14 protein-coding genes are annotated in these 14,453 nt (G+C 39.1%); 12 read left to right on the forward strand and 2 right to left on the reverse strand.

Annotated elements, in window-relative coordinates:
- The first annotated feature begins 175 nt into the window (after positions 1-175).
- The 3 genes from AC3EBE_RS18400 to AC3EBE_RS18410 all read left to right on the forward strand — a co-directional run bounded on the left by AC3EBE_RS18400 (position 176) and on the right by AC3EBE_RS18410 (position 2,384).
- Positions 176-1,048 (forward strand): carbon-nitrogen hydrolase family protein, encoded by an 873-nt coding sequence (locus AC3EBE_RS18400; protein ID WP_488596490.1) that lies wholly within the window; start codon positions 176-178, stop codon positions 1,046-1,048.
- A gap of 21 nt (positions 1,049-1,069) precedes the next feature.
- Positions 1,070-1,741 (forward strand): GNAT family N-acetyltransferase, encoded by a 672-nt coding sequence (locus tag AC3EBE_RS18405; protein WP_488596491.1) that lies wholly within the window; start codon positions 1,070-1,072, stop codon positions 1,739-1,741.
- 136 nt (positions 1,742-1,877) lie between these two features.
- Positions 1,878-2,384, forward strand: coding sequence for a GNAT family N-acetyltransferase (locus tag AC3EBE_RS18410; protein WP_488596492.1), 507 nt, complete (start codon positions 1,878-1,880; stop codon positions 2,382-2,384).
- Positions 2,385-2,863: 479 nt separating this feature from the next.
- Here the strand turns inward: AC3EBE_RS18410 and AC3EBE_RS18415 are convergent, their stop codons facing one another.
- On the reverse strand, positions 2,864-3,229 hold the full coding sequence (locus AC3EBE_RS18415; RefSeq protein WP_488596493.1) for a hypothetical protein: 366 nt from the start codon (positions 3,227-3,229) through the stop codon (positions 2,864-2,866).
- A gap of 181 nt (positions 3,230-3,410) precedes the next feature.
- Between AC3EBE_RS18415 and AC3EBE_RS18420 the strand changes: the two genes are divergently transcribed.
- The 8 genes from AC3EBE_RS18420 to AC3EBE_RS18455 all read left to right on the forward strand — a co-directional run bounded on the left by AC3EBE_RS18420 (position 3,411) and on the right by AC3EBE_RS18455 (position 12,645).
- A complete protein-coding gene (locus tag AC3EBE_RS18420) occupies positions 3,411-6,854 on the forward strand; it encodes a hypothetical protein (protein ID WP_488596494.1) in 3,444 nt (1,147 codons plus the stop codon).
- A 197-nt stretch (positions 6,855-7,051) separates the two neighbouring features.
- A complete protein-coding gene (locus tag AC3EBE_RS18425) occupies positions 7,052-7,594 on the forward strand; it encodes an HD domain-containing protein (RefSeq protein ID WP_488596495.1) in 543 nt (180 codons plus the stop codon).
- A gap of 681 nt (positions 7,595-8,275) precedes the next feature.
- The gene (locus tag AC3EBE_RS18430; protein WP_488596496.1) at positions 8,276-8,770 is read left to right on the forward strand and encodes a DUF402 domain-containing protein; all 495 of its coding nucleotides are present in this window, start codon (positions 8,276-8,278) and stop codon (positions 8,768-8,770) included.
- 82 nt (positions 8,771-8,852) lie between these two features.
- Positions 8,853-9,266 carry an NUDIX hydrolase gene (locus tag AC3EBE_RS18435; RefSeq protein ID WP_488596530.1) on the forward strand — a complete coding sequence of 138 codons (414 nt, stop codon included), beginning with the start codon at positions 8,853-8,855 and terminating at the stop codon, positions 9,264-9,266.
- Positions 9,267-9,683: 417 nt separating this feature from the next.
- A complete protein-coding gene (locus AC3EBE_RS18440) occupies positions 9,684-10,211 on the forward strand; it encodes an RNA polymerase sigma factor (RefSeq protein ID WP_488596497.1) in 528 nt (175 codons plus the stop codon).
- Entirely contained in the window at positions 10,195-10,956 is a 762-nt protein-coding gene (locus tag AC3EBE_RS18445; protein ID WP_488596498.1) for a hypothetical protein, read from the forward strand. Before AC3EBE_RS18440 ends, AC3EBE_RS18445 begins: the two co-directional genes overlap by 17 nt.
- A gap of 148 nt (positions 10,957-11,104) precedes the next feature.
- Positions 11,105-12,046: a GNAT family N-acetyltransferase gene (locus tag AC3EBE_RS18450; RefSeq protein ID WP_488596499.1), complete on the forward strand. Its 942-nt coding sequence runs from the start codon at positions 11,105-11,107 to the stop codon at positions 12,044-12,046.
- Positions 12,031-12,645: a PH domain-containing protein gene (locus tag AC3EBE_RS18455; RefSeq protein ID WP_488596500.1), complete on the forward strand. Its 615-nt coding sequence runs from the start codon at positions 12,031-12,033 to the stop codon at positions 12,643-12,645. The genes AC3EBE_RS18450 and AC3EBE_RS18455 overlap by 16 nt, the downstream gene beginning before the upstream one ends.
- 96 nt (positions 12,646-12,741) lie before the next feature.
- Here the strand turns inward: AC3EBE_RS18455 and AC3EBE_RS18460 are convergent, their stop codons facing one another.
- Entirely contained in the window at positions 12,742-13,833 is a 1,092-nt protein-coding gene (locus AC3EBE_RS18460) for an AI-2E family transporter (protein ID WP_488596501.1), read from the reverse strand.
- A gap of 217 nt (positions 13,834-14,050) precedes the next feature.
- Between AC3EBE_RS18460 and AC3EBE_RS18465 the strand changes: the two genes are divergently transcribed.
- Positions 14,051-14,197: a hypothetical protein gene (locus AC3EBE_RS18465; protein ID WP_488596502.1), complete on the forward strand. Its 147-nt coding sequence runs from the start codon at positions 14,051-14,053 to the stop codon at positions 14,195-14,197.
- Positions 14,198-14,453: the final 256 nt, after the last annotated feature.

A 14,453-nucleotide genomic window follows, 5' to 3' on the forward strand; every position in this document is an offset into this window, starting at 1 on the left:
AATTCGGAAATCATCAAGTGACATTCGGGGTAGATCTAATAATCGTAAAGAAAATTCCTCACCAAAATGATTAAAAATTGTATTCATTAGAAGTAAAATGTTTTATAATGATTTTCGTATTTCCGAAAATTTGAATTCAAGATGAAAATTTAAATAGATCCAGGGGGTATCGGATATGAAAATGAGAGTATCTGCGGTCCAGTATCATCTTCACAGCATCAAAAATTTCGAAGAGTTCGCTCAACAATGCGAGCATTATATTAAAACAGCCCAGGAATATGGCTCCGAATTTGTGCTTTTTCCTGAATTCTTCACGACACAATTGCTTTCAATCGGCAGTGAACAGGGTACAAGATTAACAATTAATGAACTCCCTGGTTTTACAGAACAATATCTTGACCTGTTCCAAAATTTCGCTTTAGAAACTGGCATGCATATCATTGGCGGTACCCACGTAATCGCAAGGGAAGGGAAGCTTTTCAATGTCGCCCACATGTTTTATCCCGATGGAAGGATTGCAGAGCAGGCGAAGCTTCACATTACGCCTACAGAGGTCCACGAGTGGAATATGAGTGCCGGGGAAGATTTCAGGGTATTTGATACTGATAAGGGCCGTATTGCTTTGCTGACATGTTATGATATTGAGTTTCCTGAAATCGTCAGGATGGCTAAAGCAAAGGGAGCAGATGTCATTTTCTGTCCTTCTTGCACTGATGACCGCCATGGATTCCATCGTGTTCGCTATACGAGCCATGCACGTGCGGTTGAGAACCAGGTATATGTTGTTTTGACCGGCACTGTTGGAGCACTGCCTACAGTTGACTTCATGCGCGCTAATTTCGGCCAGGCAGCGATTATAACACCAAATGACATTCCTTTCCCTCCTAAAGGTCTTCTTGCAGAAGGTGAATTGAATAATGACATGATAGTAACCGCAGATCTGGATTTGGAGCTTTTATATGAAGTCCGTGAACGCGGCTCAGTCACCACCTGGCGCGATCGTCGAACAGATCTTTACCCAGACTGGGAAGAAGCTGAAAAAATTTAATTTATAAAAGGAGCAATGATCATGGATTACATTCGAGTTACTAGTATAGAAGACCCGCTATTCACTAAGCTTCATAACCTGATGAAGGAAGTCTTCCCTCCGGAAGAAGTACTGGAATTCGATTTGTGGAAGGAACCACTTGAAGACCCAAGTATCCGTGTCTTCGTGGCCGTAGATGGCGAAGAGGTAGTCGGTGTGACAGAGTATCGATATTATCCGGATTGGAATATAGCCATGACTGATTTTACGATCGTTGGCAAGCCAGGACTGAGCCTCGGCCGGTTCCTTGCGAACAAACGAATGGAAGACCTCCAGAGCCTGGCGGGCGATAATGGGGTAGAATTATTCGGCATGTTCGCAGAAATCTATGATCCTTACAGAAAAACAGATCACGATTTTGGCGGCGTTAAAACGATGGACCCATATGTACGACGTGAAGTATTATCTCACTTAGGCTACAAACGCCTGGACCTTGAATATGTTCACCCTTCATGGGAGAACGATGGTGAAGCGGTTGAAGGATTAGATCTTTGCTTTATGCCAGGTGATGAAAGCACGGTAGAATTGCCGGCTGCATTGGTTGCAGACTTCCTGACAACTTATTATTCTGTATTGGAAAACAAACCGGAAAAATGGACGGCAATGGTAGAAAAACTTAAAAACACAGAAACAGTAGCATTACTTCCACTATAATTCAGCAAACAGCGGAATCAACTGATTTCGCTGTTTTTTTGCTTGATTATTTAATTGAGCCTATACAAAAAAAGTACTGCCAAAAATTTCTAACTATTATATGATTTAAATAGAAAGAATGGGGAGTGAATGCTGAATGATTGTAAGGGAAGCAAGGAAAGAAGAATTGTCTCTGATTCAAATGCAGAGAATTTTAGCTTATGAGGAATACGCTGAACATCTGCCTCCAGGTCACTGGATAGCTTTGAAAGAGAGCATCTCCTCTGAAATTAATGCTTTCACCGGCGTTGAAGTATTAATCGCTGAATTAAATGGAGAGATACTAGGGAGCGTGGCTTTATTTCCCGCCAGTTCTGATTCCTATCAGGGATTGGTCGAAAAACAAGAATACCCGGAGATTCGGATGCTGGCTATTTTACCGCAAGCCCGAAAAAAAGGCATAGCCAGTCTATTAATTGATGAGTGCATTAAAAGATCAAAATCAAGAAAATCAAAATACATAGGACTACATACCGGAGAGTTTATGGAGAATGCCATAAAACTATATGAAAAACTAGGCTTCGAAAGGGTACCTGAGTCAGATTTCATTCCAGCGGGGGACGGGATTGTCGTAAAAGGGTATAGATATCAAATTAAATATTGATAGAAAAAATGTCGCGGCAATCTGTATGCGGCATTTTTTTTATGGATAATGAACCTCAGGTCAATCTGTCCATCTGAAAAAGACAGATGCAAACACTCCTAGTACCAGGTGCTAATTAATACCTTTTAATCATAGGAAACCGGGTTTTTTATAAAGAAATTAAACAAAATTATCTTAAAAAAGAACATTATTATATTAATATATATATTGTATTAAAACTCAATAATGAATAAATCCCTGTTGATTGTAGTGGAAGGCGCGTAGACTCCTCCGAAAATGCTACCGCATTTCAATCGTGCGTGGGCCTATTCGATGAAGCTTTTCAGAGTCCTGCGGGCGCAGCTGGACAGGTGAGACCCCGCAAGAGCAAAGCGACGAGGAGGCTCAGCGCCAGCCCCGCGGAAAGCGAAGCGCCTGGAACGGAAATCAACAGCCTAGTTTAACAGAGCAAAACAAAAAAAAAAACGGCATACACCGTTTTAAAATGCATATTGAAAAATGCCATAATACAAAGGAATGATGAATACCAATCCACTAAGCTTTGCACCAAGAGGCATTTTTTCCTCTTCCTCTTCCTCTTCAAAACCAAAGTCACCAGCAAAGCGTTCAGCGAAAAATATGGTAAAGACCAGATCCCATAGCAGACCTAGAATGAAGACCAGCTTCCAGAATACTGGAGTAAGCATTTCTACACCTGTCACATAACCGAAGAGTCCAAACCACGTGAAAATGGAAATGGCAAAATCGAGTCGAGTAACATTATTTTTGTATTTTCCTTTAATTAAAAACCAAATTGCTGTAGTGCCCATAAAGCCGAGATACATCAACCATAAAAATTCAACCATCTTAAAAACCTCATTCTATATTGTATCTCTACATTATATAGGGGAAATGACGGCCTGAAAATAGAATTTTGTCGAAAAAAGGTTCTAAATGTTTCTCTGCTAAATATTGAAATTAATTATAAAATGTGTAAAATTACACTAAAAGGGTTGAAGTTGGATTTCAATGAACAGGGGGATCTTAATGGATTTCACTCCAAAAGAAGAACGAAGAAGAATATTCCGAAACGAGTTATATAACTTAAAGGAACTCGGCTATGTTACTTCAGATCAATACAATAGCGTATCTGAGGCCCACAACAAATATTTTTCTGACTTAATTCAAAAAGAAAAGTCTCAAGTACAGACAGCTCAACAGGCAAATCAGAATACTGAATTGCCTACAGCAGCGCCAAAAAAAGCAGAAACACAAAAAGAAAAGGCAAACCGCGTCAAAGTAAAACCAAAAAGAACTGCCGAAGAAATCCGCGAAAGGAATATTTCATGGTCAATGAATATCGGAGTCATCATGGTACTGATCAGCGGATTATTCGTTGCAACCAGTAACTGGGAAACAATGACCCCACTGATGAAGGCAGGATCAATTGCACTTGTATCAGCCTTATTTTATGGTATTGCTTTTGTCAGTTACCGATTTCTGAAAATCGAAAAAACCGCATTTGCTTTTGTTATACTCGGCAGCTTATTTTTGCCTATTTTCACATTGTCCCTGGGATGGTTCGAATTGCTGGGAACATACCTGTCGTTTAATGGAGAAGGCAGATTCATATTGGGATGCCTCAGCAGTGCCGTCTTGATACCTGTCTATGCTTTGTTTGCGGCAAAATTGTCATCCAGATTGTTTGCTTGGTTCTCCTTTATTGCTGCAACTGCATCGGCAGCATATTTTCTCAGAGCAGTCGGGTTGGAGGCAGACGGTTTTTATTTAGGTTTAATGATCTTTAACTCATTATTGGTTTTTGGCTACCATCTCCTTAGAAAGAAAAACGTGTTCACTTTGTTCACAAAGGAGTTAGCTTTTTATTCCCAGGCAAATCTCATCTTATCAACCTTATTAATGCTTGTGTTTTTTGAAAACCAGATATATTACGGTTTTAACTTGATTTTGACATCTGCAATTTACCTGTCAATGATTTTTGTCTCAGGCAGGAAGGAATATCATTTTGTGTTCACCGCCATGCTGGTATACGGAGCTTATGAACTCCTGGATAATTGGAGATTTCAAGAAGCAAGCGTAATCGGTTATGCGCTGCTTGGTTTTGTATTTCTTGTTTTGCCAATCTTATTCAAGGATCAGACAGCAATGCAAAAAGCTTTCAGGCTGACAAGCGCAGCAGTATCGGGACTGGCTTTTATCTTCATTACAGCAGAAGGCATTTTGCTGCGTTCACAACTGCCTTCTCTATCCTTGATCCTAGCATATTTGCTGGTCACGGGTAATTTCATTTACCTGGCGAATACTGACAAAAATATTTTATTCAGATATTTAAGCCCGATTTTCCTGGCTGCAGCATTGCTCGAAACTGTTATGAAACTGGATCAATGGATTGAGTTTAATAGCTATCTTCTGCCATACTTTTTAATCGGATTTTTGTTATTCACACTATTAGGGTGGCTGATTAAATCAGCATTTCTCGCACCGATCAAGCAATCCTCGAGGGATATAGGCTTAGGAATAATGTTCTTAATCATGTTAGCTGGATTTCGTTCAAGCCAGTGGCTAGAATTAGCCCTTATGCTAACGATAACTGCACTTGTGTTCCTCCTGATGATAAAAATAGAAGAACGGCCCGTACTGCATAAAAATGCTGAATGGGCTTTCCCTATCGCAGCTGGTTTTGCCACAGCTTCTCTTGCAGAAGAATTACGTGCACACTCATACACTTATAATGAAGTGTTCGGTCTGTCTGGGAATTTCGCTGCTGCAGGTCTTATTCTGCTTTCTTTAAGTTATCTTCTAAAGATAAGGAAAATACAATCGTTAGCAAACAGCACTTTTTATAGCGCAAATGGTTATTATGCAGTTTCCTTATTGACCACATTCATTACACCGGGCATCAGTGGAAAATCACTCATCTGGTTTGTCGGCATCATAATGTCACTTTTTGTGTATTACGCAACTAAGAGCAGGGCTCTTTCTTTTTTATCGGGTGCTCTCGCACTTGTTTGGTACTTGCTGACTTTGGATTTCATCAACGGAGAGGTTTATCGCTTCACCAGGGAAACAGGGGCAATTCTCTTCCCAGCTGCAAGCTGGCTGCTGCTTGTGGCAGCAAGATTATTACTAAATAAAGAAAAACAGCTCGCTGCCAGCTTGGCCTTGGTCGCACATTTATACTTGGTGCCGAGCCTGTTGTTGACCTATTTGATGTATGGGGAACTTGCATTATGGAGTTTCCTCGCAGCTACAGTCATGTATTTTATTAACGTATCCTTTGCCAAACAGGAGTGGAAAATTAAAGCTCTATTGTATGGTGCATTTACAACACTTTTCTTAAGCATAAAGACTGGTTTCGTTTATTTTACAGGTGAAGATTTGGGTCATTACGCTTTCCTCGGATCAAGCATCCTTCTCCTGGTGTTTTGGCATAAAGCAACTGATGCATTTAAGCAGCGAACCATTCTTTACTTTGTACCTTTCTCTTTACTAGGCATAGCTAGCTTTATCATTGCTTATCCTTACAGCTTGCATTTATTTATCATTACTGTAATCTATGCTGCGGGCATTTTGGCTTTTCTGCATAGAATCAACTGGGACCTGCTTTCGGTGATTCCATTATTACAGGTGTTTTATGCAGCGATGACTTTCATTTATCAATCTGCAATGGAGGTATTCTTCTCAGTTGCCCTGCTTGCTCTAATAGGAATAACCCTATTACTGTTGGGGAGAAAGCTGTATCCTAAGCTTTGGGAAAGTGGAGGAGACTTTGGAATCAAGCAGCTTGATGGCTATACCATTGTGTCACTTATTTTCTTAATTGCAATTTCAGTTTTCAAAACAGAAGCATTCTGGGCTCAAATAGTCCATGGCCTTCTTTTATCCGCCGCTTTATGGCTGCAGAGGAACAGGACAATTGCCGAGTGGAAGTTAGGAATAACCTTCATTTCCGGAGCCTATCTGCTGGTACCGTACTATACAGCCGCAGAACAAATAAACATTCCTGCCATTTGGTTACGCGAGGTTTATGTACTGCCATTTGTTGCTCTCGTCATTTTTCTACGTTTGATCGCGAAAGGAAAATGGGAAAAAGCCGCTGAGTATATTCAATGGGCAGTTCTGGGGATCGTATCACTTGTACTAATACAGGATGGACTTGCCAGCAATACGATTTATGATGCGATAATCCTTGGTTCCCTATCATTAATTTCAATGCTTGCAGGTATGTGGCTGAGGGTGAAAGCATACTTCTTTGTCGGTGCAGGAGTCTTGCTGCTCAACGTGATTATGCAAACCCGGCCATTCTGGGGAAACCTTCCTTGGTGGGGCTATCTGCTTATTGCAGGCACCATCCTGATCAGCGTAGCAAGCTTCAATGAATGGAATAAGCAAAAAAGGACTAAAGGCGAGAAAACCTTCCTTGCAAAATGGAAGGACGCTCTCCTTGTGAAGTTTAAAAACTGGAAGTAGATAGAAGTAAGCTGGTTTAGGGAGGCAGCATCCAATCCCTTGCCAGCTTTTTTCATATACTGATTAGTAACGGCACGAAAAATGGGGAAAGTTACTTAAAGCTTGATAGCTTTTCTTACTTAGCAGATGCATTTATCGATGAATTCTGTTAACATTCATTAAAATACGGGTATGACTTCAGTCAAGGAGGTAATGTAATGAGGGACGTGACACTTTTAGATATATTTGAACACCATATAGCCCAAAAATATGTAAAGCGTTCTGGCATGGCCCACGCAATCGCAGTAGCATATCACGCCTTCCACCTTGCGAAGGAGCAAAACGTAGATGTTGATATCGCTGCAAAAGCAGGTTTCCTGCATGACATTGGCCATTTCACCTGGTACAAAAACGGCAAATGGGATTATGATTTATATCGAAAAAACGATATCCATCCGATAAAAGGAGCAGAAAGAGCGCATAAGCTGTTGATTCGGCTTGGCGAAAACCCCGTAAAGGCGAAAGCCACTTCACTTGCAATCCTTTTCCATACCGATTCCTTTTTGCCCTCCAACGATATTGTCCGTACACCTCTGCAGCAGGTAGTGAAATGGGCAGATGAAAAAGACGAGGAGGAAGGCGGAAACCACCATTACCGGAAAATCAGCCAGGAGCGGGCGAGGGACAGCATCATCAGGCTTGATCAGATGATTGACGCTCAAATAAGCAGCAAGCAGGAAGAAGGCAAGCTATTGTCTTAAAAGAAAATTAAAGTATTATCACTAAAAAAATGGCGTATGAATTCATATGCTATTTTTTATTCCAGTTTTAAATCCAGTAAATAGAGTAGGTTACATTTTGATGGCGGTTCGCGCAATTGGAATTTGCTGTTATAACAATTTAGATAGGGGAACGGTGTTTGAATTGTCTTAAGAGGGAACCTCATAACATTCCAAAAGGAAAAAACGCGGTCAAATTGTCTTGAGAGGGGCCATTATAACAATTCAAAAGGAAAAAATGAGGGCGAGTTGTCTTGGGAGGGGCCATTATAACAATTCAAAAAGAAATAACGTGGTCGAATTGTCTTAGGAGGGGTCATCATAACAATTCAAATGGCAAAACTAGGGGCGAGTTGTCTTGATAAGAGCCATCACAACAATTCAAAAAGAAATAACGTGATCGGATTGTCTTGAGAGAACCCATCATAACATTTCAAGTAGGATATATATGTTTGAATTGTCTTGAGAGGGGCCTCATAAAAATACAAGAGTGTAAAGTAGTTTTAAAATTGGAACTCAAATACCCCATAATTTATCACCGAACTAAAATAAGATAAGCAAAATGAAATTCTTATTAATACCACTTCTATAATCATGAAAGAAGGGGATCCAGGTTAAGAGGAAGAAATAGTAAATACTAGATAGTAATTTTAGGAGATTATAATGAATAAAGTAGTTAAAATTTCAGCACTTAAATACCCTAACATCCCTCATTACGAGTGGGAAGGCGAGCTGCTGCTACATGCCCCTGAGTTTTTACTTGTCCTGTGTAAGCCTGGCCGGAAATTGATTCATCATACAAAAAACAATGTCTTCACAATTAATAATACCTCATTGGAATATTTTTCTTTGAAAGAGTGGTTCACCGCTGCCATTGAAGTTGAAAATGGGAAAGTCATATCTGCATATTGCAATGTAGCCATGCCTTCCGTATTTAGCAATGGCCACATACGCTTTATTGACTTAGATTTAGATTATATCCAAGACGAGAATAAAGAATGGACATTAGTTGATGAAGATGAATTTGAAGAAAATAGTATCATATACGATTATCCAATTGAATTAAAAAAACGGACCATATATGCCTTGAAAAGATTAAAGGAGCAAGTGAGACAGGGTAAATTTCCTTTCAATAATGAACTCTTGACTATTATGTAAGTAAAAGTATTTAACCAGTAGTGAGTAAGCGGTTATTTTACATGAACTATGCTCGACCAAGAGGAGATTGAGTCACTTGGAAATGGTCAGAAAAGCTTATGGATATGTAACAAGAATTAAAAATGATAAAGTTCAAGTTTTGGTTTTTCAGCATCCTAATCCTGAAGCAGGTATTCAAATTCCCAAAGGAACAGTGGAATTGGGTGAAGATCCAACGACTGCCGTACTTAGAGAAATTAAGGAAGAAACAGGATTGAAAGATTTCAATCTCAAGGGGCTGCTTGCTGAGGATTATTGGATCTATGATGATGGAGCCTTACATCATAGGTTTTTTTATCAGATAAATGTTTCAGAAGAGAGAGATGAGTGGGTACATTATCCAACGGGCGGAGCCTTAGAGGAAGGATTACTCTTCAAATTTTTTTGGCTATCGTCAAAGAGTGAGATTCAGCTTATAAGAGGTCATGGAGATTACTTGGATATAATTTTTTCTTAAAAGTCTCATAATAACCTTTATTCTAAGATTACCATTAACAGCTTTTTTATCGAAGGAGTTGCCAGAGCAGCTCCTTTTTAACCCAAAGGCTCTGTTTAACAAGGCTGTTGATTTTCGTTCCAGGCGCTTCGCTTTCCTCGGGGCGTGCGCTGAGCCTCCTCGTCGCTTTGCTCCTGCGGGGAAAAATGGTCCCTTCTTTCGGACCATTTCTTCCGGGGTCTCACCTGCCCGCTTCATCCCGAAGGAGTCTGCGCGCCTTCCACTACAATCAACAGGAGTTAAAAACAACATTAAGCTTTAAATGAGCCAATCTAAAAATAATTTCTTCAATACTATTAAAAATTTTATAACTAAAACAAAACCTTTTGAATCTAATTACGTCTAAGATTTAAGTTTATTCACAAGGGGAGTATTTCAATGGACGATTATCGGGAAGAGGAGATTCATGAATGGTACGATCAGTACCATCAGACAATCTTTAAGTTTATATGGATGCTGACGAAAGATTATCAGCAGGCAGAGGATTTAACCCAGGAAACCTTTTTCAAAGCCTATAAAAAATTTCATACCTTCAATCACAAATCGAGTGAGAAAACTTGGTTATTCAGTATTGCACATAACGTGACCGTGGACTACATACGAAAGCAAAAGCCGATCCAATTCTTTAAAGAATGGTTTCACCCGCAAATTGATGACAAGCTCGATCCGGAAAATGTTGTCACTGTAAAAGAGAGTTCCAGGGAAATTCATCAGGCATTAAGCTCGCTTAAGCAATCACACCGGGAAGTCATTATCCTTCGGAAGATTAAGGGCTTTTCTACAAGTGAAACAGCAGAGATACTAAACTGTTCGGAGAGCAAGGTAAAATCCCTTTTGCATCGAGGGATGATATCTTTGGAGAAAAAATTATTAAAGGAGCCGAGTTTGTATGAACATACAAAGTGAACAAAAAACCTTTGATCGTGCTCTTCAGAAATTAGAATTTGATATGGAGTGGAATATTGAAAAGTCCAATGGTGTGCGAAAAAAATTGGATAGACAGATGCGTAATGAGCAACTAAGGTCCCATAGTTTAAAAATGTTAGGGTATGTTGCAACCGTTGGTGTTGCGTTTGCGTTTCTTTTTCTGGTTATAAGTCTCTCAGGCAGCACTTCTCAATTTTTTAATAGCCCTCTTGGAACCAATAGCGAGAAGCTTTATACCATGGAAATGATAAATGGAAAAGAAACACCTGTTTTAACGGATAAAGGTATGGAAACCGTGGTTTATCCAATGGATGCCTACAACGATATTGAAACAATAACTGGGGAACCAATCCTGGCCGTTTCTGTTGAAAATACCGGAAAAAAGAAGAAAATTTTTACTCATGCCTTTTACCCGACTACTTCCCAAGGCAGGTTCATTTCCGTTCACTATACGACGAATGATATGAAATCCGCAGAAAAGATGGCTGCAAACTTTTTGCCAAGCTCTCCTCTTTATGGAAGGGTAATCAAGGAAATAAATATTGCTGGCAAACGCGGCATTCTATATGAGCCAACTACAGAATACGGTTCAGCTCAGCTGTTCATCATTACAGAAAAATACGTATATTATATGTCAAACTCCGGAATAACAGAAAAGAAACAGGGGGATGCGGAGGAGTTAATCAAGCTTGCCAATTTGTTTGACTTTGAGGCAGAAAGATAATAACCAGTAAAAATTCATTAAAATTTTTAGGAGCTTAGTATAGGTGCGTTAATCCAGGCAGGATTAACGCATATTTTGTGGAAATTCTTAGAATCTATGACAAGGCATTAGTTTTGATTAACATAAGGTGAATAAATAGGTGGAGATTATGCACAGATATGAATACCCATTTACCAATAGAATGAAAAGGATTATCGAATTGGCTTCACAATTTAGCAAAGAAGAAATTATTTATCCACATCATTTATTTGTTGCTGCCTGTCAGGAAGCAACTGGGGTATGCGGAGAACTGCATTTATATATGCATAAGAAAGTAGGACCGGAATACGCAAATTACATCCTAAGTATGTATAGAACAAAGATAGATGAACCAATTACAATATACAAAAACTTGAAGTTATCAAAATCAGCTGTCCTCGTTTTTGCCAAAGCCAACGAAAAGAAGGAAACATACAACCAGGTACTGATAAATGAAGGACATATTCTTCAAAGTATCTTTATGACAGATGAGCAATTAATTGAAGTTTTGAATAGAGATGTTGTAAAAGGCATTATGAATATCGCCTGTTTACCCAGAGATTTAATTGTAGATTTGAAAAGATTCACTTCATCCGACTTTTGTGGTTACCAGAATTCAATTAGAAGAGCGGCTTCCTCTGACTTAAGCAGTGTAAGAGAGTTTATTAGAGTTGAATTCGGCGAACGCTGGCTGGAGCATATAGATAAGCTCAGAATAAGAGATAATCTCCCCATATTTATTGCTGAGGATAGAGGCATTATTATCGGTTTTGCCTGTTATGATATCGTGAGAAATAAGAAGGGAGTATTTGGTCCAATGGGTACTTCAAAAGACACCCGATTACACTCAGTTGGAAAAGAATTGTTATATAGGAGTTTAAGTGAAATGGCTATCCTCGGATATGAGTATGCGATAATCGGTCAAGCAGGACCAATCGAGTTTTACGAGAGGGTATGCGATGCCAAAATTATACCAGTGAATATATTAACAGATGAATTTTTCCACTTTATGTTAATATATAAAAGTACCAATCTTGAACGAAGGGATGAATTCAAATGTTTAAAAGAGTAGCATCAGATGTGCTTGGCCTTAGCGATGTAGGCAGTGTAATCAGCCCAGCTGACTATGATAAGGTGGATGCTGATGATTATGTCATGCATGAAGATAATGAGAAAATATACTTTTTGATCAAATCCAAAACAGATGAATATTGCTTTACCAACAAAGCATTAATCCATTTGGATGGAACAAGTGCAATCAGCAAAAAGCGCACGCTGCACCGTTATAGCTTTAGTGAACATAAAATTACGAATGTCCATCTTGAAACAGCCGGGACAGTAGACCTGGATGTCGAAATAAAATTCGTCATCGGTTCAACTCCATTTTCAATCGATGTACATAAAAAGCATATTGAGGAATTAAAAGATTTATATAAAGCCTTGATTCGCATTGCTGAAATCACAAGAGAAAACGAATTCTCGATGGAATATGCACAGCAAAGCCTGAATTTGGCTGCTACTACACTCAGCCGCATCGCCACAAAGGAAGATAGCGTCGTAAATGATTTCAGGGACCTGAATGAAATGGCGTTCAATTGGCTGATGAATTCGCGGAAAAAATACAATGTAAAAGACTTCGGTTTTGTTTATGAACGTTATATAAATAATTAATGAGAGAACCCCGTTCATCTTTACCTCGGGCAGCTATGTTCCGGCCAATAGCAATAAGAAAAGCATCGGTCTGCACCGATGCTTTTCTGTATGCACCTAACCCTGGATGTCAGGGTCAATGATATTTTTCTTTTGGCGCAGTCTATAAAATTTCCAGACATCCTTTATGATGATTTTTACCACGGAATAGAGCGGTATCGCAATCAGGATGCCTATGAAGCCATAGATCGATCCTGCTGCGATCAGAAGAAGGATGACCGTAATCGGGTGGATATTCAGCTTCTTGCCCATCACCTGCGGCGTGACCAGATTGCCTTCAAGCTGCTGGACTGCAATAAGGACAATTAGTACCTTTACCATCATCATTGGACTGGCTGCCAATGCAACGAATAAGGCAGGAATAACACCAATAATCGGTCCCAGAAATGGAACGACAGTAAAAGCCATAGTGAAAATCGCGAGCAGAAGCGCGTAATCCAATCCAATTATCTTATAGCCTATATACGTAAGAATGCCATCAGCAAGGGCTATGAGGAACTGGCCAGTAACATAAGTGAAAAGAGTTTTGTCTATATCTTTTAAAATTTTATTTCCTTCCTGTTCATGTTCGATGGGAATTAATTTTATTATATAAGGTCGGAGCTTTTCTTCATCTTTTAAAAAGAAAAAGACAAGGAACGGTACAACGACTAGCACAGTAGCCACACTAGTGACAAAAGAAAAAATCGTCATGACATTTTCACCCAGGCTCCTTGATATCTCGCTTAAATAATTTAGGGCTTTTTGTTTTAATTCCTGTGCATTGACAACCTCAACCTTGTTTTCCTTCATGACTTTTTCAGATTCCTTTGTAATCTCTTCGATTTTTTGAGGGAAGTTTTCAGTAAGGTTACTAATTTGCCCCCCCATCATGGAACCGGCAAAATAGAAGAAGACGGAAAAAATACCTGCTGCCGTGAGAAAGACAATAAGGATACTGATAACCTTAGGCATGAATTGAGCCAGCCAGCGTACAGGCTTTCTTAAAATATAGTAAATGAGGCCAGAGATTAAAACGGGAAAGAAAATTGCAATGATGAAATTCTGCAGAGGCCAGACAAAATAATCAATTTTACCAAATAAAAAAATGATAAGCAGAACGAGAATAATTCCAGTTGCATATTTAAAGAATGGTTTTTGTACCCACATGCACATACCCCCTGTATTTAATATGTATCTCCTTATTACTTCCTCAAATGCCTGTTCAGTAAACAAGCTAATTCTTGTCATAAGTTGGACACCATGTTCATATAGTAATTTAAGGAATACTAGTTTCATTTGATTTCTAACGGGTAAATATTCTGGTCAACAGAAAAAGATTCACAGCTAAAGCCAATGGTCATCTTCTGTGTAAAGGGGTCTCTGTATGATTGCAGTCGAGGAGAATCTGATTTTTATAAAAGAACTTGGGCGTTTGTTTGATGAGTACTCACAATGCGAGGATGAAAAGCTGAAGGATGAAATCTATAAAGACATCCAGCTGTTAGGGAAAGCAATTAATATAAACAACTGAAACTAATCTTAGCGGCAAGCCGATTTGAGCTTGCCGTTTTTATTTTATAGGAATAGTGCAGCGCTTACTTATCGTTCTCACAGCGCAAACCGATTTTGCAGTCAACACTTGCACCATGAACGGAACATCTGAATTTATCTAAAACCTATAATCTCCATTATGACAATGTACAATTTTAATAGCAGAATAATTAGACTTTTTGATTTGTCAAGAAATAAGTATAATAAAAGGAAAATCCTTATTACATCCAACATAT

The organism is Mesobacillus sp. (assembly GCF_057785455.1).

Bases quoted from the DNA above. Each gene is read 5' to 3' on its own strand.
- AC3EBE_RS18400 (WP_488596490.1), top strand. From the start codon at position 176: ATGAAAATGAGAGTATCTGCGGTCCAGTATCATCTTCACAGCATCAAA.
- AC3EBE_RS18415 (WP_488596493.1), bottom strand. From the start codon at position 3,229: ATGGTTGAATTTTTATGGTTGATGTATCTCGGCTTTATGGGCACTACA.
- AC3EBE_RS18465 (WP_488596502.1), top strand. From the start codon at position 14,051: ATGATTGCAGTCGAGGAGAATCTGATTTTTATAAAAGAACTTGGGCGT.
- AC3EBE_RS18460 (WP_488596501.1), bottom strand. From the start codon at position 13,833: ATGTGGGTACAAAAACCATTCTTTAAATATGCAACTGGAATTATTCTC.
- AC3EBE_RS18455 (WP_488596500.1), top strand. From the start codon at position 12,031: ATGTTTAAAAGAGTAGCATCAGATGTGCTTGGCCTTAGCGATGTAGGC.
- AC3EBE_RS18425 (WP_488596495.1), top strand. From the start codon at position 7,052: ATGAGGGACGTGACACTTTTAGATATATTTGAACACCATATAGCCCAA.
- AC3EBE_RS18435 (WP_488596530.1), top strand. From the start codon at position 8,853: ATGGTCAGAAAAGCTTATGGATATGTAACAAGAATTAAAAATGATAAA.
- AC3EBE_RS18405 (WP_488596491.1), top strand. From the start codon at position 1,070: ATGGATTACATTCGAGTTACTAGTATAGAAGACCCGCTATTCACTAAG.
- AC3EBE_RS18430 (WP_488596496.1), top strand. From the start codon at position 8,276: ATGAATAAAGTAGTTAAAATTTCAGCACTTAAATACCCTAACATCCCT.
- AC3EBE_RS18410 (WP_488596492.1), top strand. From the start codon at position 1,878: ATGATTGTAAGGGAAGCAAGGAAAGAAGAATTGTCTCTGATTCAAATG.
- AC3EBE_RS18445 (WP_488596498.1), top strand. From the start codon at position 10,195: ATGAACATACAAAGTGAACAAAAAACCTTTGATCGTGCTCTTCAGAAA.
- AC3EBE_RS18450 (WP_488596499.1), top strand. From the start codon at position 11,105: ATGCACAGATATGAATACCCATTTACCAATAGAATGAAAAGGATTATC.
- AC3EBE_RS18440 (WP_488596497.1), top strand. From the start codon at position 9,684: ATGGACGATTATCGGGAAGAGGAGATTCATGAATGGTACGATCAGTAC.
- AC3EBE_RS18420 (WP_488596494.1), top strand. From the start codon at position 3,411: ATGGATTTCACTCCAAAAGAAGAACGAAGAAGAATATTCCGAAACGAG.